The organism is Actinoplanes sp. NPDC004185 (genome assembly GCF_053603475.1).
This window is the reverse complement of sequence record NZ_JBSGFR010000001.1, coordinates 78,252-102,916: the sequence shown is the minus strand read 5'-3', so window position 1 is coordinate 102,916 and position 24,665 is coordinate 78,252. Positions and strand designations below refer to the sequence as shown.

Below are 24,665 nucleotides of genomic sequence, written 5' to 3'. Positions count from 1 at the left end.
CGCTATCGACCGTCCGGACGGAGACGCTGCCTGTTCGGAACGGGCCGGACTACAGAGGATGGACGAAGTGTGTGCGATCACGACGGAGCCAGCCGGAACGGCGCCACCCCGGGGCTCGCCCGGACACGCCACGCCGCCGCCTCCGCCAGATCTTCGAGGCCGACCTCCGGCGCTTCCCGGGCCACGACCAGCTTCCTGCCTTCCAGTTCGCGGGCCATCGCGACCTGGTGGTCGTCGACGTGCTCACCGAAGGCCTTGCGCCGCGGTACGTACAGTGCCCGCTTGCCGGCCTGCATCGCCGCCAGCGCGGAACCCACCCCGGCGTGCGAGATGACCACGTCCGCCTCGGCGAGGGCCTGGCGCATCTCGGTGATCGGCACCTGTTTCCGGGCGCCGGCGGGCATCTTATCGACCACGGTCGAGCCGACCTGCCACAGCACGTCCCATTCGGGCGGCAACAGGGTCACGAGATGGTTGAGCAGGCGCGGGAACGTGTAGCGCTCGTGGGTGCCCAGCGTCACGACGACCTTGCTCACCGCGCGCGGCTCGGCGACCGGCTCCGCCTCGAAGGCGTCGAAGATGGACCCGCCGTACTGCCAGGTGTCGTCCGCCCATGCCGGATACTGCGTGTAGAGCCGGGTGCGGGGCACCCGGGCGGCGAGCCGGCCGGTCAGCGAGGGGCCCTCGGTGCGGGTGGCACTCTCGATGTAGGAGCAGGGCACCCCGGCGCGGGTGGCGGGCAGGAAGAAGGCCAGGGCCACGCTGGCGCCCGTGCTGATCACCCGCTCGTAGCGCTCGCGGCGGAACATCCGCTCCGCGGCGATCAGGTCCTTGACCGCGCCGACCAGGTCCCGGCTGGTGGCCGGGGGCACGAAGACGACATCCTCGCCGTCGAGCAGGGACCGGCTCTGCGGGCTGTCGAAGGTCACCCAGCGCCGCTCCCCCACGCCGAGGCGGGGCGTCAGGTCGTGCAATTCGGCGAGATGGCCCCCGGTCGAGGCGACGAGCAGTGTCGTCACGGCGCGGTCGCCGCGACGGCCGGTCCGGTCGCCGGGACGGACGACTCGGCCTCCGGCGCGGCCGGCCCTGTCTCGGGGGCGGCCTCGACCACGCCGGTGGCAGGCTGCGGCTGTGGGCGTGGATACCGCCCCACCAGGACGCCGACAGCCAGGGCATAGCCCAGGAACAGGGCCGGGCCGAAGATCAGGCCGCTGATGACGTCGGTGAGCCAGTGCTTCTGGGTGTAGATCCGCGAGTAGCCCTCGTACGTCGCCAGGATGAGCACGACGGTGCCCAGCACCACGTGCCAGCGCCGGCTCAGCTGCCAGGTCAGCGCCACGAACAGCGCGATCGCCCCGAAGGTCATGACCACCCGGGCGATGCCGCCCGACGGGTACGAGCCCAGCCCGGTCGGCGGGTGACCGCGGTTGACCATGCCGGCCAGGATGGCCTGCACGTACTGCTCCAGCGGGAAGCTGACCAGGATGGCCACCAGCGGGATCCAGAACCGCTTGCGCCAGAACGGGGCGAACAGCACCGCCGCCACGACCACCACGATCTTGAGCGGGTCACGGTCGCCGAGCGCGGTGTACCACCAGTTGAAGTTCTCGAAGCCCGGGCTGCGGCGGTCGGTGACCCAGAGCAGCACCGGCCAGTCGACGACGTTCTCCAGGCTGTGCGCCAAGAGGCCGACCGGCCAGAAGACGGCGACGATGGTGGCCGCCCAGAACAGCAGGAAGACCAGTGCGGTCAGCGGCCGCCCGAGGGTCACCACGAGCCCGGTGACGGACTCGCGGGTCTTCACCGCCAGCCGTCCGCGGGCCAGCCGCCGGCCCGGCCCGTACGCCAGCAGCGGACCGGCCACCGCGGGCACGATGACCGCGAACGCGGCGATGAAATACAGCAGTACCACCGAAGTGTCCCCATCCTGCGGCGTCCCGGCCGCATGCCTGCACCACCTGTCGAACGACGCCCCACGCGTCGCTCAGTAGGCTCCCGAGCCCCGCATGACCGCCATCGCGGTCCGCATGAGGATCACCAGGTCGACGGTGAGCGACCAGTTCTCCACATACCGCAGGTCGAGCCGGATCGAGTCCTCCCAGGACAGGTCCGACCGCCCGCTCACCTGCCACAACCCCGTCATGCCGGGTTTGACCACCAGCCGCCGGCGCATGTCCTGCGGATACTGCTCGACCTCGCTGGGCAGCGGCGGGCGCGGCCCGACCAGCGACATCTCGCCCAACAGGACGTTGATCAGCTGGGGCAGCTCGTCGAGCGAGTAGCGGCGCAGGATCCGCCCGGACCGGGTGACCCGCGGATCCGCGCGGATCTTGAACAGCACGCCCGCGTGCTCGTTCTGCTGACGCATCGCCTCGAAGCGCGCCTCGGCGTCGGTGTGCATCGTCCGGAACTTGTACATCCGGAACGATTCGCCGCCGCGGCCCACCCGGACCTGGCGGAAGAACACCGGGCCGCCGGTGTCCAGCCGGATGACCAGCGCGACCAGCAGGAACAGCGGCGCGAGCAGCACCAGCAGCAGCGCGGCCACCGACACGTCGAACATGGACTTGATCAGGCGCCGGCCGCCGGAGAGCCGCGGGTGCTCGATGTGCATCATGGGCAGCCCGTCGACCGGGCGCACGGTGATCCGGTCACCGGCGGTGTCCACCAGCGACGACGAGACGATCAGGTCGATGTCGTCGCGCTCGAGCTCCCAGGCCAGCCGGCGCAGCATCGGGCCGTCGAGCTCCGGGCAGGACAGCACCATCACCGTGTCGGCCCCGGCGGCGGCGGCCGAATTCGCTGCCGCACCCAGTGCCCCGAACACCGGCACGTCGACGGTGTGCGCCGCGTCGGCGAGCTGACCCGCCGGCAGGCAGGCGCCGATGACCTGGAACCCGTGGTGCGAGCGGCGGTGCAGCTGGCGCGTCATCTGCGCGACGGCCGTGGCGTGCCCGAGCGCCAGCACCCGGTGCATGCAGGCACCGCGCCGGCGCGAGCGGTGCAGCACCTTGCGCAGCACGAAGCGGCCGGTCAGCGAGAGCATGGTGGTCAGCACGAGAGCGATCAGCAGATAGCCCCGGGCGATGTCCGCTTTGGCCACATAGGAGGCGAGTGCGATGCCCATGGTGAGGCGTACGCCCGCCCGCAGCACCCGTTGATACTCCTCGCCGCCGACGAACAGCACCCGCCGTTCGTAGGCGTGCGTCAGCGCCAGCAGGCCCACCCACACCGGCGGGATCAGCGCGGACAGCACCAGATACCAGTCCGCGTACGGTGCTCCCTGGAAGCGCAGCACGAAGGCGGCCAGAGTGGCCACCAGCGTCGCGCCGAAGTCGATGACCAGGAGCAGCTTGACGTAACGGGCCTCCCAGACCCAGCGGTCGGCGTGACCCCGCTCGTCGGAGGCACCGAGATCCCGGTCGGTGACTCCCGCATACGATGAAGTTGTCGGAATCGGTCCGGTCGCGGCGTTGTCCGCCGTTGTTTCCGTCGTTGTCACGACGCCCCTGCCCGCCGGGGGACCCCACGCCCACTCGGCAATTTCGTGCACCCCACTTACGACGCCCCCCACCCCTTGGCCTCACAACAACAAAGCGCAAGGACGCTCAGGCGGTGAACGCTAGACGACTGCCAGGAAAATGGAGACCCCAGGGTCGCAATCTTTACGAACGCGGGACCAAGTTTTTCGGATACCGGGGCGGGCGGCAACATCGTGCATTGCCGGTGAACTCGGCTCTACATCGGACAAAATAACAGGCATACCGAGAGTGACGTCAACGGGCGATGAACCACTGGTCCGGGTCCGTTTTTCCCACATTGGCGCCCGTGATTTGTCCGATAGAGCCGATCACGGCATCGCACCGTAACATGCCGGACGCGGAGCGCGTGCACGGGGTAGTCGTGACCTTCGATGTCCGGCCGACCTTAATCGATCATCCCGGTTGGACAGAAGTGGCCGAATGTGAGACACGCCCGTCGATCGGCCCACTTGACAATGGATGATCCACTGAGTCGGGCCCGAAAAGGATCACGCCGCGACCATTTCGGACGAGGTGCGGAACGGCGCGCGCGAAGCAGTTCAGCGCCGCACGAGCCGCAGCGCCAGAGCGGGGCAGCGGTCGACGGCCCGCCGGGCGGAACCCTCGAGGTGCCGCGGCACCTCGGGCTCCGGTTCGCCGTCGCGGGCCACCGGATAGCCCCAGTCGTCCTCGCTCAGCAGCTCGGGCAGCAACTCCGCGCAGAGCCCGCGGCCGTCGCAGGCCGTCCGGTCCACGTGCAGCCTGGAGGTGCTCATCGCCGTACCCCCTGGGGTCCGGACGCGACGGCCAGGCAGTGGCCCGCCAGATGCGCGGCCACATCGGCCTCGAAGGCGCGCATCGCGCTGATGATCATGCGGGCCGTGCCGTCCGGGTGCCGGCAGGCGCCGCGGCCGGTGACCAGCGCGGCCAGCCGCCGCACCTCGGCCGGCAGGCCGGGCCGGGCCCGGTGGTGGGCCAGGTCGCCCAGCGTGGCGGCCAGCCGGGGCAGGCCGTTGACGCACGGGCCGCACTGGCCCGCCACCTCGCCGGCCAGGTATCCGGCGATCCGGGCGGTCTCGGCCAGGCCGCACACGTGCGCCGGGAGCGCGAGCACGATGCCCGCACCCGGGGACGCACCGAGCGGCGTCAGCACCGCCCGGCTCACCTCGATCCCGGGCCGGGCCGGGACCCAGCCACCGTGGTAGCCGCCGAGCAGCACAGCCTGCAGCGGAGCAGTCGCGCCACCGGCCGCGTCGACGAGGTCACCGAGCGGGACGCCGTACCCGGCCTCGATCACGCCGGGCGCGTGGACCGCGCCGCCGACCGTCGCCAGGAACGTGCCCGGCTCGTCGGGCGTGCCGGCGGCGCGGAACCAGCCGGGACCGTGCCGGGCGATCAGCGCCAGGTGGGCCAGCGTCTCGACGTTCTGCACGAGCGTCGGCGCCCCGCCCACCCCGGAGTCGGTGATCCGCACCAGCTTGTCGGCGGGCACGGCGGGCCGTCCCGAGACGGCGGCGACCACCGCCGACTCCTCCCCGGCCACGAAGGACGGCGGTGCGACGGTCACGGTGACCGGGACCGGGTCCAGGCCGGACCCGCGGCGCGCGGCCAGGGTCGCCCGGACCCCGTCGGCCGAGGCCGCCGACACATGAAGATGGGCGGTACGCGCCCCGAGCGCACCCGCCACCAGTTGCAGGCCGTCCAGAACGAGATGCGGCCGGTACGCGAGCAGCGCCCGGTCCTTCCCGCTGGCCGGCTCCCCCTCGGCGCCATTGACCACGACCACCGGCGTCCCCGCGGCCCGGCGCACCGCCTCCACCTTGCGCCACGTGGGGAAGCCGGCCCCACCGCGACCGGTCAGCCCCGCGGCGCGCAGCAGCTCGACGAGCTGATCGGCGTCCAGCCCCGGCACGGGTCCGAGGCGGCCACTGCTGTCGGCCAGCAGACGCGGCCCCACTCGGCCCGAGGCGTCCACCGTGGTCATCGGACCTCCTGAGGGATGCGGACCCGGCGCGGGACGCGGGCGGGGAACCGGGCGAAAGAGGGCGTGACCCGCCAGACGACAGCGGCGAGGACCAGCGCGGCACTGAGCACCAGGACGGTCCGCAACCACCAGGTCGCCGCGTCCGTGCCGGTCTGCCAGCCGTGCAGCAGCGCGACGGGCCAGCACAGGTACGCCAGCCAGTGCACGAGCCGCCAGCCCCGCACGCCGAGCCGGTGCCGCAGCAGGCTGGTGGCGATCAGCGCGAGCACCACGTCGAAGGCCAGCGTGCCCAGTCCCAGCCAGAACGGCCGGTACCGGCCGGCGAACGGCACCACCAGATCGAAGAAGCGCAGCTGCGCGTACGGGTCGAACAAGAGGCTGATCAGGTGCACGACGAGCAGCGCGACGGCGAGCAGCGCGGCGTTGCGGTGCAGCATGTTGACCGCGAAGCGGGGCAGCCCGAAGGCCGTCCGCCCGGAGCGCGCGCCGATGCCCAGCGCCACCACGACGGAGAGCAGGACGAGCGAGACGACCCCGCTGCCCCGGCCGAGGTACCACAGCGCGTCGGTCATGCCGGCCACCCGCCCAGCCGCAGCACGTCCAGCTCCGGGGTGACCAGCCGGGCGGGCCCACCGCGGTGCAGCTCCGGCGCCGCGTGGCCCCGCACGACCGCGGCTGTGCTGAGCGTGTTGGCGCGCAGGCACGAGGACGCCGCGACGGAGACCGTCCGCCAGACCCGGGGCGCGGGCCGGCCGGTGCGCGGATCGAGGATGTGGTGCAGCAGCTCGCCGGGGCGTCCCCAGGTGCGGCCGGCCGTGCTGGAGGTGGCGAGGGCGGCGCCGGCCGGCAACCGGACCGTGCAGTGCGGGTCGCCCGGCCGGTCCTGCACCAGCACCGACCAGCCGCCGTCCGGTGCGGGCCCGGCGGTCGCGAGGTCCCCGCCCAGCGCCACCAGCACGCCGACGCCGAGCCGGCCGGCCACCAGCCGGGCGGCCCGGTCGGCGGCAGCGGCCTTGGCCGTCGCGCCGAGATCGAGCAGGACGCCGTCCGGCACGGTGAGCTCACGGTCGTGCAGCTGCACCGCTCGCCAGTCCGGGGTCGCGAAGACCCGGACGGCCGGAGCGACGGCGCGGCCGGTGACGGCAGCGAAGTCCCGGTCGTAGCCGAGACCGCACAGCGCGGCGCCGACGGTGGGATCGACGTCGCCGCCGGTCTGCCGGGCGGCTTCGAGGGCAGCACCGACCAGGTCGGCGAGCAGCGGGCTGACCACGACCGGACGACCACCGGCGCGGCAGGCGACGGAGAGCTCGGAGTCCGGGCGGAACCGGCTGCACGCCGCGCCGACCGCGGCCAGCTCGGCCTCGACGACCGCGGTGGCCCGGGCGAGCAGGGCCGGCTCGGTGACGACGACGCGCGCCACAGTGCCCCAGACGGACCACTGGGCGGTGTCCGCCCGGATCGGCAGAGTCTCGATCAGCGGCATGTCACGACCCCCCGGAGGTGGCCTGGCCGGAGCCGTCGCTGCCGCCGGAGAGCAACGGCGCATCCGTACCGGTCGAGCCGCTGCCACTGTCGGTGACGCTCTCGGGAGCCGCCGAGGTCTCGGTGGCCGGGATGGTGTTCCCGGTGGAATCGGCGGCCCGGGCGGCCAGGCCGACCGCGAGCGTCCCGGCCAGGCCGGCTGCGACCAGCACCCCGGTGAGCGCCGACGTACGGCGCAGGGCTTTGTCCCGGTCCATCGGATCGACCCCCTCATTCGTTGACGACTCAACCAAGGTGCCGTGCCGACCTCGCCATGGCCTGTGGCCCGGCTGGGCTCTTTCTGTGAACCGGAGACGCAACGAAAGGCCGGTGAGGTTCCCGGTGCCGGCCTGTGATCATCGGGCTTTCGCGGAGCGCCCCACCGAACGCTGACGCTGCAAGCCGGCTCTACAGCAGGCCGTGGCTCATCGCCCGGGTGACCGCGGCGGTGCGGTCGGCGACGTCCAGCTTCGCGAAGGCGCGCAGCAGGTGTGTCTTGACGGTGGCCTCCGTGATGAACAGCTCCCGGCCGATGTCGGCGTTGGTCAGTCCCCGCGCCACCAGGCGCAGCACTTCGGTCTCCCGGGCGGAGAGCGCCGGCGGGGCGGGGCTGCGGACCTGCCGGACCAGGGTGGAGGCGACGCTGGGGGCGAGCACGGTCTCGCCGCGGGCGGCGGCCCGGACGCCCTCGGCCAGCTCCGCCGGCGAGGCGTCCTTGAGCAGATAGCCCCCGGCGCCGGCCTCGATCGCGCGCAGGATGTCCCGATCCGACTCGTACGTGGTCAGCACCATCACCCGTACACCGGGCACAGTGGCCACGATCCGCGCGGTCGCCTCGACACCGTCCCCGCCGGGCATCCGCAGGTCCATGAGCACGATGTCCGGCCGCAGCTCGGCGGCGAGCGCCACACCCTCGGGCCCGGACGAGGCCTCACCGACGACACTCAGGTCCGGCTCGGCCTCGAGCATGCCGCGGATGCCGTGCCGCACCACGGGGTGGTCGTCCACCAGGATCAACCGGATCATGCCGGCACCTCCACTTCTACGACGGTTCCCGTGTCCGGGTCGCTGTGTACGGTCAGGGTGCCGTTCACCTGCTCGGCGCGGGCCCGCATGCCCGGCAGTCCGAAGCCGGTCGTGCCGGTGGTGTCGAATCCCCGGCCGTCGTCACGCACCACCAGCCGGACGCTGTCGGCGGCGAAGGCGAGCAGCACCGCCACCTCGTGGGCGTCCGCGTGGCGGCGGACGTTGGCCAGCGCTTCCTGGGCCGCGCGGAGCAGCACGACCTCCACGACGGTCGGCAACGCCCGGGTCTCCCCGGTGATCCGGAAGGTCGCCGGGAGGCCGGTCTCCTCGGTGAGACGGGTCGCCTGACGGCGTACCGCATCGGGCAGTGAGCCGGCCGCCAGCGCGGCCGGCGCCAGCGCCGCGACCAGGGCCCGCGACTCGGCCAGATTCTCCCGGGCGGTCCGCACGGCCAGCGCGAGCCGCTCGTCGGCCAGCGCCGGATCGGCGGCCTGCAGCAGGGTGATGATGCTGGTGAAGCCCTGGGCGAGGGTGTCGTGGATCTCGCCGGCGAGCCGGGCCCGCTCGGCGGCGACGCCGGCCTCGTGCGACAGCCGGGCCACCTCGGCGCGGCTGCTCTCCAGCTCGGCGATGAGCGCGGCCCGTTCCTTGCTCTGCTCGACGACCCGGTGGATCCACACCCCGAGCCAGACCGCGGCGGCCGACGTCGTGGCGGCGATCGGGGCGACGTGGGTGACGAAGGACCGGTCGATCCCGTCGCCGGCGAGGGAGCCGACGAGCGGCACCAGGTTGGCGCAGACGACCGCCACGACAGCCGGTCGGATCTCCAGGACCAGGAAGATCAGCGGGCAGAGCGCGAAGAGCAGATAACTGACGGTGGAGACCGCGACCGCGCCGACCGCGAAGACGACCAGCACGACCACGACGAACGGCAGGCCGGCCCGCCCGCGTCGCCCCCACAGCCCGTAGAGCAGGGCGATCACCGCGACGGCGCCGACCGCGACGGCCCGGCGCCCGGCGCCGGTCCCGGACTGGCCGAGCACCGCCGTCGCCACCGAGAGGGCGACGACGGCGTAGAAGATCGCCCAGGCCCGGGAATACCGCGCGATCGGCTCCCGCGGGCCCATCACTTGTCGCTGGTGTTCGTCCAGCGGAAGGTCAGCAGGCACAGCACTGATCCGATCACACACCAGGCCAGCAGCACCAAGGCGATCCGCCCGTGCTCCCAGGCGCCGCCGGCCTCGTAGACGACCGCGGAGTCCGGCAGGAAGACCGAGCGGAAGCCCTGGGCCATCCACTTCACCGGGAAGACGGAGGCCACCGTGATCATCCAGTCGGGCAGCTGGGTGATCGGATGGATGAACACGCCGGACAGGAACTGCAGCGCGACCACCGGCACGTTGAGCACGGCTCCCGCCGTCCGCGCCGAACGGACCAGGGCGCTCGCGGCGATGCCGAGCAGCCCGCAGGCGATGACCGAGAGCACCAAGAGCCAGCCGAAGGTGAACCAGCGTCCGGCGTCGGTGGGCAGCGGCAGATCGAAGAACAGCACCCCGACGCCGAGCAGCACGACGACCTCGGCGGCGGTCAGGACGGCGACCATGATCAGCTTGCCGAGGAAGTACGCGGAGGCGGTGACGGGCGTGCCCCGCAACCGCTTCAGCGTGCCGTCCTCCCGATCGGTGGCGATGCCGACGCCCATGGTGATGAACGCGGTGGCGATGATCCCGTACGCGATCATGCTGGCGGAGAACACCCGGGCGGCGCTGAGCCCGGGGTGGTCGTAGTCGTCGGCGAAGATCGTGCCGAAGAGCAGCAGGAGCAGGGCGGGGAAGAGAAAGCTGAAGATGACGGCGGTGCGGTCGCGGAAGAACTGGAGAATCTCGACCCAGCCCCGGCTGACCCCCATCCGCGCGGTCGAGGGAAGGGCCGTGTCGGTGGTGGTCATCGCTGCTCTCCGATCGATGGTGACGGTGGATTTCACTGCTGGCCGGACCGGCCTCATCGCTGCTCGCCGATCAGGGTCAGGTAGGTGTCCTCGAGGCTGGGGCGGGTGACGGTCAGGCCGGTCAGGTCGACGCCGGCCGCGGTGAGCCGGGCGATCAGCGCGGCCGGATCGGTGGTCTGCTCGGACTCCCGGCCGTTCGGCCCGGCCCACTCGACGGTGGCGCCGGCGCCGGCCCGGCCGCCGAGGGTGGCCGGGGTGCCCTCGGCCACCAGGGTGCCGGCGGCGATGACGGCCAGCCGGTCGGCCAGCGCCTCGGCCTCGTCGAGGTAGTGGGTGGTGAGCAGGATGGTGGTGCCCTCGGCGGCGAGCGCTCGGACCAGCTGCCAGAACTGCCGCCGCGCCTGCGGGTCGAAGCCGGTGGTGGGTTCGTCGAGGAACACGACCTCGGGCCGGCCGACGATGCCGAGCGCGACGTCGAGGCGGCGGCGCTGACCGCCGGACAGGCCCCGTACCTTGGCCTTGGCTTTGTCGGAGAGCCCGACCAGCTCGATGACCTCGGCGGCGGACCGCGGCCGGGGATAGAGCCCGGCGATGTGCCGGACGGTCTCGGCGACGGTGAGATCGGCGGCGTCGGTGGCCGTCTGCAGCACGATGCCGATCCGGGCCCGCCAGGCGCGCCCGCCGGTGGCCGGATCCTGCCCGAGCACCCGGACGTCGCCGGAATCCCGCCGCCGATGCCCCTCGAGAATCTCCACGGTGGTGGTCTTGCCGGCGCCGTTGGGGCCGAGCAGGGCGAACACCTCACCGTGGGGAACGGAAAGATCGATGCCCGCCACCGCGGGACGGGAGCCGTAGGTCTTGCGGAGGCTGGTGACCTCGATCGCTGTCATGCATAGGAGCTTGTCGAAGAAGGGGGTCCACCCGGGACGACCGCCCGGCTGTCACCCGATGTCCACCGATCGACGGACAGCGCGCCTCACCCCGGCCGGGGCCGGCTGTGCTATTCCCAGCGGAATTTGCGGGCGGCCGCGGTGAGCGCGACCGCGGCCCAGAGGGTGAGGCTGAGCCAGATGCTCGCCGGCACCGCGGTGCCGCTCGTGAGGGTGTCGCGCAGCGCTTCGGCGTGCGCCGCGAGCGGCAGCAGGAAATGCCCGGCCGGGCCGAGGTCGGGCGCCGCGAACATGATCCCGCCCGCGGCCAGCATGAGCACATAGATCAGGGTGGCCGCGGCGGTGGTCGTCTCGGGCCGCAGCACGCTGGCGATGAGCAGGGCCAGGCCACAGTAGGCAGCGGTGGCGAGCACGGTCACCCCGATGGCCGGCAGGACCTGGGAGAGCTCGGGTCGCCAGCCGACCACCACGCCGACCAGGGCCAGGACGAGCACCTGCAGAGCGACCAGGCAGAGGATCGCGGCGGTCTTGGAGAAGAGCAGGCCGGGGCGGGTCAGCGGGGAGGCGCCGAGGCGCTTGAGGACGCCGTAGCTGCGTTCGTAGCCGGTGGTGATCGCCTGGCCGGTGAAGGCCGTCGACATCACCGTGAGCGCGAGCACGCCGGGGACGACAAAACCCAGGCGGTCGTCGCCGGGGACGTTGGTGGCGTGGGTCAGGCCGGCACCGAGCAGCACCAGCAGGGGCACGCCCATGGCGAGGACCACGGCCTCACCCCGGCGGGCGGTCAGCAGCAACTCCATGCGCACCTGCTGGCGGAGGATCGCCCGCATCGGCGCCCGGCCGGGGGCAGGAGTGAACGTGCCGGCTTCGGTGCTCATCGCCCAGCTCCAGGACTCGTCGCGGTGGGGCGTCGCCGGTGGGACCCGATGGTCATCGGGTGGCCCCGGCGGTCAGGGCGAGGTAGACGTCCTCCAGGGTGCGGCGGCGGGTGTTGACCGCGGTCACCTGGGCGCCGGCCGTGGCGAACCAGCCGAGCACGGCGGCGATGGCCTCGGTGTCGAGGGCGCCGGCGATCGCGTACTCACCCGGGTTGTCCTCGGTGACCTTGGCGTCCAGGCGGGCGGCGAGGTCGGCGACCGGGAGGGCGGGGTCGGCGCGGATCTGAAGGAGGTCGATGCCGGCTGCGGCCGTGAGCTCCGCCGGCGTGCCGGTCGCGGCGACCACGCCGTTGTCCATGATGACCACGTGGTCGGCGAGGCTCTCGGCCTCGTCGAGCAGGTGCGTGGTGAGCAGGACCGAGACGCCGTCGGCGCGCAGGCTCTCGACGAGCTCCCAGGTGGTCTGCCGGGCACCGACGTCCATGCCGGCCGTGGGCTCGTCGAGGAACACGAGCTCGGGCCGGCCCACGAGCGCGACGGCCAGGGACAGCCGCTGCTGCTCGCCGCCGGAGAGCCGGCGGAACGTGGTCTTGGCGAACTTCCGCAGCCCGAGCCGGTCGAGCAGCATGTCGGTGTCGAGCGGATGCGCGGCGAAGGAGGCGAAGAGCCGGAGGATGTCACCGGCGGTCGCCCACGGGTAGACACCGCCGGACTGCAGCATGATGCCGAGCCGCGGCATCAGATCGTCGTGATCGGCGACCGGGTCGAGCCCCAGCACCCGGGCGGTCCCGGCGTCGGGCGCCCGGAAGCCCTCACAGACCTGGAGCAGGCTGGTCTTACCGGCGCCGTTGTTGCCGAGCAGGGCCAGGATGGCGCCGCGCGGCACGGTCAGTGACATGCCGTCGACGGCGACGACATCGCCGTACTTCACGACGACGTCCTGCACCTCGACGGCTGCCTCACGCATGCCGAAACTGTACTGGCTGGCCGGTCCACGACTCCCGCCTGTCCACAGCGGTGTGGCCCAGACCGCGCCCGGCGGAGTCGCGGCGGCCGGGCGGCACGCCGGAAGCGGTGGCCGGGCGCGACAGACCCGAAGGAAGAATGTGAGTGTTTCCGAACGGTTTGGCGGCGGGCGGACGATTCGCTAGGCTGACACTGGGAGCGCTCCCACCGCTCTCGGGCACTGCGGGGGCAGGCCGCCGGTCCGGTACCGGTTCCCCCCGGCAAGCCTGCGGCGTCACGCAGGCACCGGATCGGCGGCCTGACGCTCACTCGATGCGGTGGGAGCCTCCCGCTCTGCTGCCCTCCCGGCTCGAGCTGGTCGGTAGGGTGCTGCGCATGACTGGCTCGGCCACTGCGGTGGAGATCTACACCGACGGCGCTTGTATCCCCAATCCCGGACCCGGCGGTTGGGGTGCCGTGCTGCGCTGGGGCTCCAGCGAGAAGGACCTCTGCGGCGGCGAGGCCTCCTCCACGACCAACAACCGGATGGAGCTGATGGCCCCCATCCAGGCACTGGAGAGCCTGACCCGCGCGCCGCTCGCCGTGCTGCTCTACACCGACAGCATCTATGTGCGGGACGGCATCACGAAGTGGATGCCGCGCTGGAAGGCCAACGGCTGGCTGACCTCGGCCAAGCAGCCGGTCAAGAACGTCGACCTGTGGCAGCGCCTCGAAGCGGCAGTGTCCCGGCACGACGTGCAGTGGCACTGGGTCAAGGGCCACGCCGGCCATCCCGAGAACGAACGCGCCGACCGGCTCGCGGCGCGCGGCCTGCAGGAGGCACTCGCCGCCCGCTGACCAGGTCAGTCGGGCTCGGGGCCCAACTGCTGGAGAACCCGCAGGAAGACGCGCTTGTCGGCCACCGTCAGGCCGTCCAGCAACTGCTCCTCGACGGTCCGGATGCCGGCTCTCACGGACGCGTACAGCTGCCGCCCGGCCGGCGTCAGCCGCAGCAGCCGTACCCGTCGGTCCTCGGGATCCGGCTCGCGCTCGATCAGAGCGCGATCCTGCAGCTCGTCGAGGGTCCCGATGATCCGGGTCTTGTCCGCGCCGATGGCGCGCGCGAGCGCCGCCTGGGTGCGCATCGGCTCGTCGGCCAGGGCGCTGAGCACGGCGTAGCCCCACATCGACACGTCGTGAGCGGCGAGCACCGGCCGCTCGGCCGCGATCAGCGCGCGGCCGAGCCGCACGACCATCGCGCCGAGATCGGGACGGTCACGGTCCGGATCGGGCACGGCCGAAAACATACACCTTGACAAATCATGTACGCCCGCAGACCGTAAGCACATGCATACCGTTGACCTTCTCGCCAGACACGCGCGAGCTGTCCGGGCGACCATCCCGATCGTCGCGCAGGTTCTGCCGCCGGACTTGTCACTGCCCACGCCCTGCGCGGAATGGGACCTCGCCCAACTGCTCGCCCACATGACCGCCCAGCACCGCGGTTTCGCCGCCGCAGCCGCAGGCCACGGCGATGTTCCCGACACCTGGCAACCCCGCCCGCCGGGCGACGACCCCGCCCAGGAGTACGCGGAAGCAGCCGAGTCGGTCATTACGGCTTTCGCCCGGCCCGGCGTTCCCGAACGCGGCTTCCTGCTGCCCGAGATCACGCCTCAGCCGATCCCCGGCCGGCTCGCGATCGGCTTCCACCTCGTCGACTACGTCGTGCACGGCTGGGACGTCGCGCACACGCTCGGCATCGCGTACGAGCTGCCGCCGGACGTGCTGGCCGCGGCCCTGCCCATCGCGGAGGCCGTGCCCGCCGGCGAAGCCCGGCTGGCGCCCGGAGCGGCCTTCGCGCCGCCGCTTCCGGACCCGGGTCAAGATCAGCTGGATCGCATCCTCGCCCTGCTCGGACGCGATCCCGGCCGGAATGTCGTACCGCGCCGCTAACGTCCCGGACCATGAATCAGCGGTCGTCCGGGATGATCACGCCCTTCGCGATCCGGGCCGGCGACGAGGCCCTCGCCGATCTGCGGGAGCGGCTCCGGCGCACGCGCTGGCCCGAGCCGGCCACCGCCGGCGGCTGGACGCAGGGGGTGCCGTTGGCCGAGCTGCAGGCGCTCTGCGGGTATTGGGCCGATGGGTACGACTGGCCGGCGGCCGAGGCGCGGCTCAACCGCATGCCCCAGTTCCGGACGACCGTCGACGGCCTCGGCATCCACTTCGTGCACGCGCGGTCGCCGCATCCCGAGGCCGTGCCGCTGGTGCTCACGCACGGCTGGCCGGGCTCGATCGCCGAGTTCGCCCAGGTGATCGGCCCGCTCACCGATCCGGTCGCGCACGGCGGCGAGGCCACGGACGCCTTCCACGTGGTGTGCCCGTCTCTGCCCGGGTACGGGTTCAGCGACCGTCCCGCCGAGCCCGGCTGGACGGTGGAACGGACAGCCGCAGCCTGGGCGCAGCTCATGGAGCGACTGGGCTATCCGCGTTTCGTGGCCGCGGGTCATGACTGGGGCACCAGCGTCAGCACCAGCATCGCCCAGCAGCACCCCGGCCAGGTCCTCGGCATCCACGTCATGCCCCCGCTGGTGGCGCCGGACCCGGCGACGTTCGACACCCTCACCGCGGCGGAGGAGGCCGCCCTGCGCGACCTCGAAGCCTCGGGCGACAGCGGCGACGGCTATTCACTGGAGCAGTCGACGAGGCCACAGACCATCGGCTACGGGCTGGTCGACTCGCCGGCCGCGCTGGCCGCCTGGATCATCGAGAAGTTCCAGGCCTGGACGGACTGCGACGGTGACCTGTCCACGGTGCTCAGCCGCGACGAGCTGCTCGACAATCTGATGCTCTACTGGCTGCCCGGCACGGGTGCCTCGGCGGCGCGGCTCTACTGGGAGAGCTTCCGGGCAGTTCAGGCGCGGTTCCGCACCGGGACGACGGATGTGGTCGACGTGCCGGCGGCCTGCTCCATCTTTCCGGAGGAGAATCCGCGACCGTCGCGCCGGTGGGCCGAGAAGCGTTTCCGGGACATCCGCTACTGGGGCGAGCCGGCCCGCGGCGGGCACTTCGCGGCCTTCGAGCAGCCCGCACTGTTCGTCGCGGAGCTGCGGGCCGGGTGGCGGGCGATGCGACTGTGAGACTGCTCGCGGAGCGGTGCCGGCGCGTGGCGGCCTGGGCCTCACCGAAGTCGCCGATGCGCGGGCTGCGGGCCATCGGACGAACGGTCGCTGAGAGCAGCCGGAGGCTCGCTGGACACACCGCCACCCGCACAGGACGATGGGCGCGTGCCGCACATCAACCTGCCCGAACTGCCCGGCATGGTCGGGCTCCTGGTCCAATATCCGCACACCGCGGGCCCGCTCAACGGCCTGGCCGATGCGCTGCTGCGGGGGCCGTCCCCGCTGACGCCCGGCGAACGGGAGACGATCGCCGCTTACGTGTCGAGCCGCAACGAGTGCACGTACTGCAGCGGGATCCACGGCGCGGTCGCCGCCCACCTGCTGCACCAGGAGGGCAAGACGACCGAGCACGCCCAGACCGATCAGAAGATGCAGGCACTGCTGTCGATCGCCGACAAGGTACGCGTCGACGGCCGCAGCGTCAGCCCCGCGGACATCGACCTCGCCCGCGAGCACGGCGCCGATGACAAGGCCATCCACGACACGGTGCTGATCGCGGCGGCCTTCTCGATGTACAACCGCTACGTCGACGGCCTGGCCACCCTCGCCCCGCGAGAGCCCGAGGTGTACGCCCAGCACGCCAAGAACCTCGCCGAGGGCGGCTACCTGCGTTAGTGGCGGGCGGCCTGCCACTCGGCGCGGGTGAGGGCGTACTCGACGTCGCCGTGCTCGTCGCCGGGGATCCGCTCGGGCCAGTCCTGATGGAACGTGCGGATGTAACGCAGGCCCGCCTTCTCCATGACCCGCCGCGAGCCGAGGTTCACGGCCAACGTCTCGGCGTAGACCCGCTCGACGCCGAGCTCGGTGAAGCCCTTGCGGATCAGCGCGACGCTGCCCTCGGTCGCGTAGCCCTGGCCCCAGAACTCGCGGCGCAGGCGATAGCCCAGCTCAACCCCGGCGTCGGCGTCGGCGTCGGCGTCACCAACGGCGGGTGGGCCGTCCGGGCGCGGCCGGAAGTGGAACCAGCCGACGAAACGCCCGGATGCCTTCTCGACGGCGGCCCAGAAGCCGAACTGCTCACCCCGCTCGTGGTACGCCAGCCAGAACGGGAGCACCACGTCCCGGACCTCCTCGCGGGGCGTCGCCCGGCCGCCCGTCAGATAGCGCATCACGGCGGGATCGCTGTCCAGCTCGACGATGTGGTCGACATCGCCCGCGGTGAACTGGCGCAACACCAGCCGGTCCGTCTCCAGGTAGCTGCCCATGACCTCATCCTGAACCGCCCGGCAACGGAATTCAGCCGGCGGCCCGGACCGGACGGCTGGTCGGCGGGTCGGCGTCGGGCAGGCCGGCGACATGGGCCGCGGCCACCCGCTTCGGCACCACCATGCGCCAGGCGTCGATCACCAGCTCCTCCATCCGGCGGTGGTCGAGCTCCGACAGCCAGGCCTGGACCCAGCGGAAACGCATGTCGGTCGCCTTCGGCAGGTGGAAGACCTTCGGCTGGGACGCCACCAGGGCCTCGCGCTCCTCCTTGGGGAAGCCGAAACCCATGACTGTCTCATCGCGGGAGAACGCCACATAGACGATCTGTCCCACCCGGAACTTCACCCGGTCGTAGATCAGGTGCTCAGTGGTGCGGGGCAGCCTCAGGGCGACCTCGCGGACCTCCTGGACGGTAACCATGGCGCACCCTAACGCCGGGGTGTGACATTTCCCGCCGGGTCACGACTGGCGGGGGCGGGGCACCGACGGGGGCAGGCGGGTGGTGTCCTCGGAATCGTCGTCGTCGAGGATCGCCTCGCGCACCTTGGCCCGGGCGACGCGGTCGGGGGTCAGGCGGTAGGTGGGGGCCCGGACGAGTTCGTCCGGCACGAGGTGGCGGCCGCCGCCGGCACTCTCGGTCCGGCCGGCGGAGGACGAGCGCCTCACGGTGGACGACGGCGAGCCCTTGCCCGGGCCTGAGGACTCCGCCCCGGTGGGAGGGGTGTTCTCTTCCGCGAGCGGTGAACCTGGCCCGGCCGGCGATGAGCCCGCCGCCGCGCGGGGCGAGCCCGGCTCGACCGGCGAGACACCCGGCTCAGCAGGCGATGAACCCGCCGCCGCGAGCAGTGAACCCGGCCCGGCAGCCGACGGATCAGGGCTGGTGAAGGACGAACTCGGACCTGCCGCCGACGCGCCGGAAACGCTGGGAGGTGAGCTCTCCCCCAGTACAGACGAACCGGTCTCGACGACCGGCGGATTCTTGCTCTGGCTTGCGGAGCTCTTTGCCGCCGGCGAGAGGCCCTTTCCCGTGGCGAAGGGGTTGTTCCCCTGGCGTGGCGATGTGTTCCGCGTGGGACCGTGCGCCAGCGGCGAGACCGGAGTTGGCGCCGGGAAACCGAAAGCGGCGGCTGACTCGGTCGCTGAGGGGGACGCAGGCCAGAACGAGCCGGCCGAAGCGGCGAGCGGGCTCGACTGGGACGAGTCGGACGACGGCGTGCCGGACGCGGAAGCAGCGGCCCCGGACGACGAAGCAGCCGACGAGGCGGAAGGAGACGACGGAGAAGGGAAGGAGGACGAAGAGACTGCGGAGGAAGCGGATCGAGACGAGCCGGCGGCAGCGCGGCCCGGCGCGGACGGTGAGCTCACGGCGGCCGGACGCAGATCAGGCGGCGGGGGCGTCACAGACGACGAGGCGGGCAGCAAGATCACCGACTGATCGGGCCGGGCCGCGACGGCCGGCGATACGACGGCCGTGCCGCGGACCGCCCGCCGGGGCCCGATCAACCGCGCCGCCAGGGTGAACACACTGCGGGTCGCTGTGTCGTATCCGTCCCGGTAGGCCTCGTCGCGGTCCAGGACTGTGCGGTACCACTGGTGCAGGCGGCCGGCGGCGTATCCCACGCAGGCCGTGAACGCGGCCAGCAGTGTGATCAGGAGTGCGTCGTTTCCGGGCGCGGTCATGGACCGATTCTTGCCAAGGTATAGACCACTAGCTATAGCCCGTTCGACGTACCCCGATCGGTCGACAAGGGTCAGCGATGTGTCGCAGCCCACGTCGCGATCTGGGCCCGGCGGGACGCGGAAAGCTTGGTCAAGATATGTTCGACGTGCGCGGACACCGTCTTGGGCGAGATCGACAGCGCCGCGGCGATTTCGCGGTTGGTCGCGCCCTGGCCGATCAGACCCGCCACCTCCCGCTCCCGCGCGGTCAGCCGGGGCAGATCCGCGCCCGACGACTCCGGCCCGAATGGCGCCGCCACCGACCCGGACGGCGCGGACCCGGACCCGGACGGCGCCGCCCTCGGCACGGACGACGCGGGCCCAGCCGCAGACGGCTTGGGTCCAGCCACGGACCCACGCGGAACGCCGCCGGCAGTCACCGACGATTGCGGCACGGCACGGGAAGACGAACCGGCGTGCGACGCGGCAAGGGAAGACGAACCAGCCTGCGGCACGGCAGACACAGACGGACGGCCTTGCTGCGCCGCGGAGCCGGAGGCCGACAGCCCCGGCGCAAGAGCCCCGGACGATCCCGCACCCGACGACACCGGCACACGCGACCCCGAGGACGAAGAGCCAGCCGGGATCAACACCACCGCCCCGGCCGCTTCGGCCTCGGCAACTGCCTGGGCCGTCAAGCGCGCAGCATCCGCCGGCCGCCGCGACCGGTGCGCACATCGCGCCTGGTCAGCCACCGCCTGCGTACCCTCCCAGAAACGCCGCCGCCCCCGCCAGAACGTCGCCGCCCGCTCCAGCTCGACCCGCGCCTTCCCGGTCTGCCCCTCGTGCAGATGCACCAGCCCGGCCCCATGATCGAGCGCACCGAGCGTGCCCGGGATCTCCCGGTCCCGCAGCAGCTCGCCGGTTCGCCGCAGCCAGTCCCGCGCCCCGGTCAGGTCCTGTTTCGCCAGGTAGGCCCGCACCCCGGTCACCACGTACGGGAACAGATAGGCCGCGTCCCGCACCTTCGCCGAGGCCTCGTATCCGCGTTCGCACCACCCGATCGCCTCGGCCGGCTCGCCACGCAGCTGAGCGATCGACGCCAGGCCCCACCACGCCGGGGAGATGCGTTGCAGCTCCCCCATCGCCTCCCCGAGCGCCGCCGCCTCGCGCATGCAGGAATCAGCCGACTCGAACGAGCCCCGGCCCAGGGCCACATAGCCCAGCACGTGCAGGGCCGTGATCCGGGTCGTGATGCCCTGTCCGTCGGCCAGCGCCCGGGCTGCCCCCGCCTCGGCCGCCGGCCACGCTCCCTCGGCCCAGTCCACATGGGCCAGGTGCGCCGCCATGTAGTGCCGGTCGTTGAAGCGTTCCACCGAGTCCGCGTACTCGATCCCCTCGTTCAGCCAGCGCCGGGCCAGGTCGTATTCGACCAGCACCGACGCCGACGAGCCGATCATCCGGTAGCCGCGGGCCGCCTCCGCTTCGAGGCCGCCGCGGCGGGCCCGGCCGATCGCGTTGGCCAGCATCTGCCAGCCTTCGTGCATGCGGCCGGCGAAGACCAGGATCGAGCCGAGCGTGCCGCCGAGGTGACAGCGCAGCGGATGATCACAGTCCTTCACCTTGAACGCCTCGGCCAGCACGCCGACCTCGGTGGCCTCCTCGAGCCGCCGGTCCAGCATGTAGGCCGCGGCCAGCGCCGCGTGCAGCCCGGCGCGGATCTCCTGAGCCGGCTCGTCGCGGCGCGACGCGATCAGGTCGAGGCCTTCGCGCAGCAGGCCCGTGCGTTCGGCCAGGCCCGCGCCGAGCAGGTGCCGGACCGCGGCGAGCTGCGGTGCGACGGCGGCCGCGCTGAGCGCGTCCCCGGCCTCCAGACGCATCCGGTACGCCGTGAGCAGCATCTCCGCGGCCTCACTGTTCTCGTCGACCGCCGCGAGTTCGCCGCCCAGCGCGGTCAGCAGCACCGCCGACTCGTCCACCGGGAGGCCGGCCGGCGCAGTCCGCAACGCCCGCCGGTACAGCTCGACGGCCTCGCGGTGCGCGGACATCCGTACGGCCGCGGCCGCCGCGGTCACGGCGTGCCGGTGTGCCTCCGCCGGACGGTGCGCGCGTTCGTACTGGTCGCTGACGAAGGCGTCGGACAGCCCGGCCGCGAGGGCCGCCTCGGCTGCCCGGGCGTGCAGCTCGCGGCGCCGGAGCGGGGGCAGGTCCGCGTGCAGAGCGTCGCGGATCAGGGCGTGGCGGAAGTCGTACGTGAACCCGTCGGCGTGCGGCTGGACGAAGAAGCGCTCGGCCAGTTCGCGCAGCCCCTCGTCGATCGTGTCCGGGCGTTCGCCGGTGATCGCGGTCAGCAGGTCCACGTCGAAGGAGCGGCCGATCACCGACGCCGTGCCGGCCAGTGACCGGGCGGCTGCGCTCAACGACGCCGCCCGGGCCAGCACCGCCTCGGCGAGGGTGTCCGGCAGGGCCGCCTGCGCGTCGACTGTGGCCAGGAACTCCTCGACGTGCAGCGGAATGCCGTCGCTGCGGGCGAAGATGGCGCCGGTCACCGTGGCGGGCAGGATGCGGTCGGAGATCGCGGTGGCCAGCGCCGCGGTGTCCGCCGGGCTCAGCCGGGACAGGCGGGCCTCCTCGGCGTGCCGCTGGTTGAGCAGCCGGGTGCGCCACTCCCGCATCGGGACCCGCGGGTACAGCTCGTCGCTGCGGTACGTGCCGACGATCAGCAACGGCAGGCCGGGCAGCCGATGGGCCAGCCGGGCCAGGGTCTGCAGGGTCACGTCGTCCGCCCAGTGCAGGTCCTCCAGGGTGATCAGCACCGGTTGCGGTCCCGCGCCGGCCTCGGCGAGCGCGTCGGCCAGGCCGGTGACCAGCAGGCGACGCTGGCGGTGACTGTCGCCGTCGGGGGACTGACGGAGGAGCTCTGCTGTGCGCGTACCGAAAGAAGAGAGTGCGTCCGTGATCAGCCCGGCGGCGACGTCGGCGTCCGCCGGGAACGCGGCCGCGCCGGCCACCGTGAAACCGCCGGCCGCGGCCCGGCCGGCGATCTCGGTCAGCAGGCGGGTCTTGCCGATGCCGGCTTCGCCGGCCAGGAAGAGCAGCTCGCCACGGCCGCCGGCGGCCGCCGCGAGCCGGCGGTCCGCGAGCGCCAGCAGGTCGTCGCGGCCGACCAGCACGGGGCTCGGGGCACGCATGGCGTGACTCTAGGCCGAAGCCGGTGGCCTTCCTAGGTGTTATGACCGATGTCCGACGCGGCCCGTCCCCGCAGGCTGATGCCGGTAACCGAGTGGAGGGGACGACTTCGATGGCGAAGTACATGGACGTGCACAGCGGGTTCCACGGGGTGACCCCGGAGCAACTGGACGCCGCGCACCAGGCCGACCTGTTGGTCGAAGGGGAGGAGGGGGTGCACTTCGAGCGGGTCTGGCTCGACCCTGAGCAGGGCAAAGCCTTCTGCCTCTCGACCGGGCCGAGCAAGGAGGCGGTGCAGCGCGTGCACGAGAAGGCCGGTCATCCGGTGACCGAGATCTACGAGCTGACTGCCGAGGCATGAGCGCGTTCCGCCCGGGCCTTGGGGCGGCCCGGGCGGAACCGTCCGCTCAGGAGGACGCCGGACGCGGAGCACCCGACGGCGGCGTGCCGCCCGGCGCTCCCCCGCCGGTCTCCTCGCCGGACGGGTCGACCGCGATCGTGAGCTTGGCGACGTAACCGTCGGCCACGCTGCCGGTGACGGTGGCCAGTTCGGTGACCGCCGAGTCGTCACCGAAGACGTTGTCGGTGGCCAGGCTGATCCGGCTCAGGTTGCTGACGCTCTTGCTGTAGCCGTCGGTGGCGTAGACGGCGTCCGCCACGTCCTGCGGGATGGCGATCTGTGAGGTCTTGACGATCGGGCCATCCCCGCCGGTGGCCGTGGCCAGCGACGAGTAGACCTCGAAGTGGATGTGCGGCCATCGGCCCGAGTAGCAGGCCGGGAAGATGCTGGTGAAGGTCGCGGCGCCGGAGGCGTCGGTCTCCTGGATGCCCCGCAGATAGTTCTGGTCGGTGACCCCCGTGGAGTACAGCGAGTAGTTGCCGTCGCGGTCGCAATGCCAGGCGTAGACCGCGGCCCCGGTGCGGGCTTTGCCGTCGAGATCGGTCACCACCAGCGAGAATTCCAGCGGTACGCCCTCGGCGGTCCCCTTCGAGTCCCCGAACGACGTGCGGATGTCCTTGCGCACGATGCCGGGCTCGGTCCGCACGTCCGGCCCGTTCGACCCGTCCGCCGGGTACGGCCCGGCCGTCTCCGACTCGACCTCGGTCGCGGTGCCGGTGGCCGCGGCGGCGCTGGTGGCGGCGGCCGTCGTCCCCGTCTCGGCCGCGCTGCCGCAGGCCGCGGTCCCTCCGACCAGGGCGAGGGCGCCCACCCCGCCGAAGGTGGCCAGCAGCCGGCGCCGTGACATGGTCCGCAGGTCGAACCGCAGCCCCTTGTCGTGCACCCGGCGCACGTATGCGGCGTTGTCCTGATCCCCTTGTTCCTGCACGGTGGTCGCCTTTCCTCGCGGGTTGTCTCCCACCAGACAACCAAGGCTCACTGTGCGTCATCTGTGTCCCGGCTGTGGCCCGGTCTTTAATGTCGGGGCATGGTGACTGTGGCGATCGTGAGTCCGGGACACATGGGCGCGGGCCTGGGCGGTGCCCTGCGGGCCGGCGGGGCGAGGGTGGTCGCGACCACGGCCGGACGCTCGGAGCGGACCCGGCGGCTGGCCGCGGGTCTGGAACTGCTGCCCGGCCTGGACGAGGTGATCGCCGCCGCGGACGTGGTGCTGTCGGTGACGCCGCCGGCGCAGGCCCTCGGTGTCGCGCACGGTATCGCGGAGGCGGCCCGCCGTACCGGGGTGACGCCGGTCGTGGCGGATCTGAACGCCGTCGCACCGCAGACGATGGCCCGGATCGCGGAGGCCTGCGCCGGGCTGCCGGTCGTGGACGGGTCGATCTCCGGGCCGCCGCCGTCCGCCCGGCCGGGCGCCCGCGTCTACCTCAGCGGACCGCCGGCCGAGGTCGTGGCCGGGTTGCCGTGGGACGGTCAGGTCGAGCCGGTCGTGCTCAGTGGTGGGCTGGGTTCGGCCAGCGCGCTGAAGATGTGCACGGCAGGCGTCTACAAGGGACTGACCGCGCTGGTCACGCAGGCGATACGCACGGCGGGGCAGCACGGGGTGCTGGAGCAGGTGCTGGCCGACCTGGCCCGCAACGGACTGGCCGATTCGGCGGGGGTGGTGAGCGCCGCGACGAAGGCGCACCGGTTCGTCGACGAGATGCGGGAGATCGCGGTCACGCAGGAGGCGGCGGGGCTGACGCCGGCCTTGTTCGAGGCGCTGGCAGTGGTCTATGCGGACATCGCCGGGACTGAGCTGGCGGCCGGTGCGCCGGAGTCGGCGGATCGCCAGCTCCCGCCGGCGGAGATCGTCCGGAGGCTGTCACGCTGAGCGGTAGCGGCGCAGCGTGACCGGGCTGCCGTCGGGCGCGGTCCAGTCCGCCACCGCGCTGCCCGTGAAGAGCCAGCCGGTGCGCTCGTAGTAGGCCGCCGCGGCGGCGTCGGCCACTTCCAGCACCAGCGGCCCACCGTGAGCGGCGCGCGCGTGGGCGATCAACTCCCGGGCCAGGCCGGCGCCGCGCCGCTGAGGGCTGACGAACAGCCTGCTCAGCTCGCCCTCGCCGGTCACGACCGCATGCCCGGTGACCGTCTGCCCGTCGACCGCGACCCAGGCTCCGCGCAGGCCCGGTGGCGTCAGCCAGGCCGGCGGATCGGCCGGCCAGTTCAGCGGATAGCCGTCCGTCTCGTGCACCAGCCGCAGCGTTGCCACACAGGCGGGCAGGTCCGCCGTAACTCTGGATCGGATCACCGCCCCACCCTAAAGGTAAAGAACCGTTG

28 protein-coding genes are annotated in these 24,665 nt (G+C 72.5%); 7 read left to right on the top strand and 21 right to left on the bottom strand.

Going from position 1 to position 24,665, the window contains the following annotated elements; all coding sequences use genetic code 11:
- Positions 1 to 77: 77 nt before the first annotated feature.
- From ACWEOZ_RS00475 to ACWEOZ_RS00410, 14 genes are all read right to left on the bottom strand, one after another.
- A complete protein-coding gene (locus ACWEOZ_RS00475; protein ID WP_451908623.1) occupies positions 78 to 1,019 on the bottom strand; it encodes a glycosyltransferase in 942 nt (313 codons plus the stop codon).
- The gene (locus ACWEOZ_RS00470) at positions 1,016 to 1,912 is read right to left on the bottom strand and encodes a phosphatase PAP2 family protein (RefSeq protein ID WP_451908622.1); all 897 of its coding nucleotides are present in this window, start codon (positions 1,910 to 1,912) and stop codon (positions 1,016 to 1,018) included. Before ACWEOZ_RS00470 ends, ACWEOZ_RS00475 begins: the two co-directional genes overlap by 4 nt.
- Positions 1,913 to 1,984: 72 nt before the next feature.
- Complete coding sequence (locus ACWEOZ_RS00465; protein ID WP_451908621.1) at positions 1,985 to 3,502, bottom strand: sugar transferase; 1,518 nt, start codon at positions 3,500 to 3,502, stop codon at positions 1,985 to 1,987.
- A gap of 579 nt (positions 3,503 to 4,081) precedes the next feature.
- On the bottom strand, positions 4,082 to 4,297 hold the full coding sequence (locus ACWEOZ_RS00460; RefSeq protein ID WP_451908620.1) for a ferredoxin: 216 nt from the start codon (positions 4,295 to 4,297) through the stop codon (positions 4,082 to 4,084).
- Complete coding sequence (locus ACWEOZ_RS00455; protein ID WP_451908619.1) at positions 4,294 to 5,505, bottom strand: NADH-ubiquinone oxidoreductase-F iron-sulfur binding region domain-containing protein; 1,212 nt, start codon at positions 5,503 to 5,505, stop codon at positions 4,294 to 4,296. The genes ACWEOZ_RS00460 and ACWEOZ_RS00455 overlap by 4 nt, the downstream gene beginning before the upstream one ends.
- Positions 5,502 to 6,077, bottom strand: a complete 576-nt coding sequence (locus ACWEOZ_RS00450; protein ID WP_451908618.1) for a ferric reductase-like transmembrane domain-containing protein — start codon at positions 6,075 to 6,077, stop codon at positions 5,502 to 5,504. The genes ACWEOZ_RS00455 and ACWEOZ_RS00450 overlap by 4 nt, the downstream gene beginning before the upstream one ends.
- Entirely contained in the window at positions 6,074 to 6,988 is a 915-nt protein-coding gene (locus ACWEOZ_RS00445) for an FAD:protein FMN transferase (protein ID WP_451908617.1), read from the bottom strand. The genes ACWEOZ_RS00450 and ACWEOZ_RS00445 overlap by 4 nt, the downstream gene beginning before the upstream one ends.
- Position 6,989: 1 nt before the next feature.
- The gene (locus ACWEOZ_RS00440) at positions 6,990 to 7,244 is read right to left on the bottom strand and encodes a hypothetical protein (protein WP_451908616.1); all 255 of its coding nucleotides are present in this window, start codon (positions 7,242 to 7,244) and stop codon (positions 6,990 to 6,992) included.
- Between the two features lie 190 nt (positions 7,245 to 7,434).
- Positions 7,435 to 8,052: a response regulator gene (locus tag ACWEOZ_RS00435; RefSeq protein ID WP_451908615.1), complete on the bottom strand. Its 618-nt coding sequence runs from the start codon at positions 8,050 to 8,052 to the stop codon at positions 7,435 to 7,437.
- Positions 8,049 to 9,221, bottom strand: a complete 1,173-nt coding sequence (locus tag ACWEOZ_RS00430; protein ID WP_451908614.1) for a sensor histidine kinase — start codon at positions 9,219 to 9,221, stop codon at positions 8,049 to 8,051. Before ACWEOZ_RS00430 ends, ACWEOZ_RS00435 begins: the two co-directional genes overlap by 4 nt.
- Positions 9,179 to 10,000: an ABC transporter permease gene (locus ACWEOZ_RS00425; protein ID WP_451908613.1), complete on the bottom strand. Its 822-nt coding sequence runs from the start codon at positions 9,998 to 10,000 to the stop codon at positions 9,179 to 9,181. The genes ACWEOZ_RS00430 and ACWEOZ_RS00425 overlap by 43 nt, the downstream gene beginning before the upstream one ends.
- Positions 10,001 to 10,053: 53 nt before the next feature.
- On the bottom strand, positions 10,054 to 10,890 hold the full coding sequence (locus ACWEOZ_RS00420; protein ID WP_451908612.1) for an ABC transporter ATP-binding protein: 837 nt from the start codon (positions 10,888 to 10,890) through the stop codon (positions 10,054 to 10,056).
- A gap of 110 nt (positions 10,891 to 11,000) precedes the next feature.
- Positions 11,001 to 11,768, bottom strand: coding sequence for an ABC transporter permease (locus ACWEOZ_RS00415; protein WP_451908611.1), 768 nt, complete (start codon positions 11,766 to 11,768; stop codon positions 11,001 to 11,003).
- 52 nt (positions 11,769 to 11,820) lie between these two features.
- A complete protein-coding gene (locus tag ACWEOZ_RS00410; RefSeq protein WP_451908610.1) occupies positions 11,821 to 12,735 on the bottom strand; it encodes an ABC transporter ATP-binding protein in 915 nt (304 codons plus the stop codon).
- A gap of 374 nt (positions 12,736 to 13,109) precedes the next feature.
- Here ACWEOZ_RS00410 and rnhA point away from each other — a divergent pair, with 374 nt between their 5' ends.
- Entirely contained in the window at positions 13,110 to 13,571 is a 462-nt protein-coding gene (gene rnhA / locus ACWEOZ_RS00405; RefSeq protein ID WP_360552881.1) for a ribonuclease HI, read from the top strand.
- A 5-nt stretch (positions 13,572 to 13,576) separates the two neighbouring features.
- Here rnhA and ACWEOZ_RS00400 read toward each other — a convergent pair whose 3' ends face one another.
- Positions 13,577 to 14,008 carry a MarR family winged helix-turn-helix transcriptional regulator gene (locus ACWEOZ_RS00400; RefSeq protein WP_451908609.1) on the bottom strand — a complete coding sequence of 144 codons (432 nt, stop codon included), beginning with the start codon at positions 14,006 to 14,008 and terminating at the stop codon, positions 13,577 to 13,579.
- A 52-nt stretch (positions 14,009 to 14,060) separates the two neighbouring features.
- Between ACWEOZ_RS00400 and ACWEOZ_RS00395 the strand changes: the two genes are divergently transcribed.
- The 3 genes from ACWEOZ_RS00395 to ACWEOZ_RS00385 all read left to right on the top strand — a co-directional run bounded on the left by ACWEOZ_RS00395 (position 14,061) and on the right by ACWEOZ_RS00385 (position 16,510).
- On the top strand, positions 14,061 to 14,666 hold the full coding sequence (locus ACWEOZ_RS00395) for a TIGR03086 family metal-binding protein (protein ID WP_451908608.1): 606 nt from the start codon (positions 14,061 to 14,063) through the stop codon (positions 14,664 to 14,666).
- Positions 14,667 to 14,677: 11 nt separating this feature from the next.
- On the top strand, positions 14,678 to 15,853 hold the full coding sequence (locus ACWEOZ_RS00390) for an epoxide hydrolase family protein (protein WP_451908607.1): 1,176 nt from the start codon (positions 14,678 to 14,680) through the stop codon (positions 15,851 to 15,853).
- Positions 15,854 to 16,000: 147 nt separating this feature from the next.
- Entirely contained in the window at positions 16,001 to 16,510 is a 510-nt protein-coding gene (locus ACWEOZ_RS00385; RefSeq protein WP_451908606.1) for a carboxymuconolactone decarboxylase family protein, read from the top strand.
- On the opposite strand, the gene ACWEOZ_RS00380 is transcribed toward ACWEOZ_RS00385, so the two are convergent.
- Genes ACWEOZ_RS00380 through ACWEOZ_RS00370 form a run of 3 tightly spaced genes read right to left on the bottom strand, consistent with a single transcriptional unit; the run spans position 16,507 to position 17,767 of the window.
- Entirely contained in the window at positions 16,507 to 17,100 is a 594-nt protein-coding gene (locus tag ACWEOZ_RS00380) for a GNAT family N-acetyltransferase (protein ID WP_451908605.1), read from the bottom strand. The two genes, ACWEOZ_RS00385 and ACWEOZ_RS00380, sit on opposite strands and share 4 nt — an antisense overlap.
- 31 nt (positions 17,101 to 17,131) lie before the next feature.
- A complete protein-coding gene (locus ACWEOZ_RS00375) occupies positions 17,132 to 17,521 on the bottom strand; it encodes an MmcQ/YjbR family DNA-binding protein (protein ID WP_451908604.1) in 390 nt (129 codons plus the stop codon).
- A gap of 39 nt (positions 17,522 to 17,560) precedes the next feature.
- Positions 17,561 to 17,767: a hypothetical protein gene (locus ACWEOZ_RS00370; RefSeq protein WP_451908603.1), complete on the bottom strand. Its 207-nt coding sequence runs from the start codon at positions 17,765 to 17,767 to the stop codon at positions 17,561 to 17,563.
- A gap of 214 nt (positions 17,768 to 17,981) precedes the next feature.
- On the opposite strand from ACWEOZ_RS00370, the gene ACWEOZ_RS00365 reads away from it, so the two are divergent.
- The gene (locus ACWEOZ_RS00365) at positions 17,982 to 18,536 is read left to right on the top strand and encodes a hypothetical protein (protein ID WP_451908602.1); all 555 of its coding nucleotides are present in this window, start codon (positions 17,982 to 17,984) and stop codon (positions 18,534 to 18,536) included.
- Positions 18,537 to 18,852: 316 nt separating this feature from the next.
- Here the strand turns inward: ACWEOZ_RS00365 and ACWEOZ_RS00360 are convergent, their stop codons facing one another.
- The gene (locus ACWEOZ_RS00360) at positions 18,853 to 21,951 is read right to left on the bottom strand and encodes an AAA family ATPase (protein ID WP_451908601.1); all 3,099 of its coding nucleotides are present in this window, start codon (positions 21,949 to 21,951) and stop codon (positions 18,853 to 18,855) included.
- Between the two features lie 110 nt (positions 21,952 to 22,061).
- Here ACWEOZ_RS00360 and ACWEOZ_RS00355 point away from each other — a divergent pair, with 110 nt between their 5' ends.
- On the top strand, positions 22,062 to 22,310 hold the full coding sequence (locus tag ACWEOZ_RS00355; protein WP_451908600.1) for an SCO4226 family nickel-binding protein: 249 nt from the start codon (positions 22,062 to 22,064) through the stop codon (positions 22,308 to 22,310).
- 46 nt (positions 22,311 to 22,356) lie between these two features.
- Here ACWEOZ_RS00355 and ACWEOZ_RS00350 read toward each other — a convergent pair whose 3' ends face one another.
- Entirely contained in the window at positions 22,357 to 23,277 is a 921-nt protein-coding gene (locus tag ACWEOZ_RS00350) for a dioxygenase family protein (RefSeq protein WP_451908599.1), read from the bottom strand.
- Positions 23,278 to 23,376: 99 nt separating this feature from the next.
- On the opposite strand from ACWEOZ_RS00350, the gene ACWEOZ_RS00345 reads away from it, so the two are divergent.
- Complete coding sequence (locus ACWEOZ_RS00345; protein ID WP_451908598.1) at positions 23,377 to 24,219, top strand: DUF1932 domain-containing protein; 843 nt, start codon at positions 23,377 to 23,379, stop codon at positions 24,217 to 24,219.
- On the opposite strand, the gene ACWEOZ_RS00340 is transcribed toward ACWEOZ_RS00345, so the two are convergent.
- Positions 24,211 to 24,636, bottom strand: coding sequence for a GNAT family N-acetyltransferase (locus ACWEOZ_RS00340; RefSeq protein ID WP_451908597.1), 426 nt, complete (start codon positions 24,634 to 24,636; stop codon positions 24,211 to 24,213). The two genes, ACWEOZ_RS00345 and ACWEOZ_RS00340, sit on opposite strands and share 9 nt — an antisense overlap.
- Between the last annotated feature and the right edge of the window lie 29 nt (positions 24,637 to 24,665).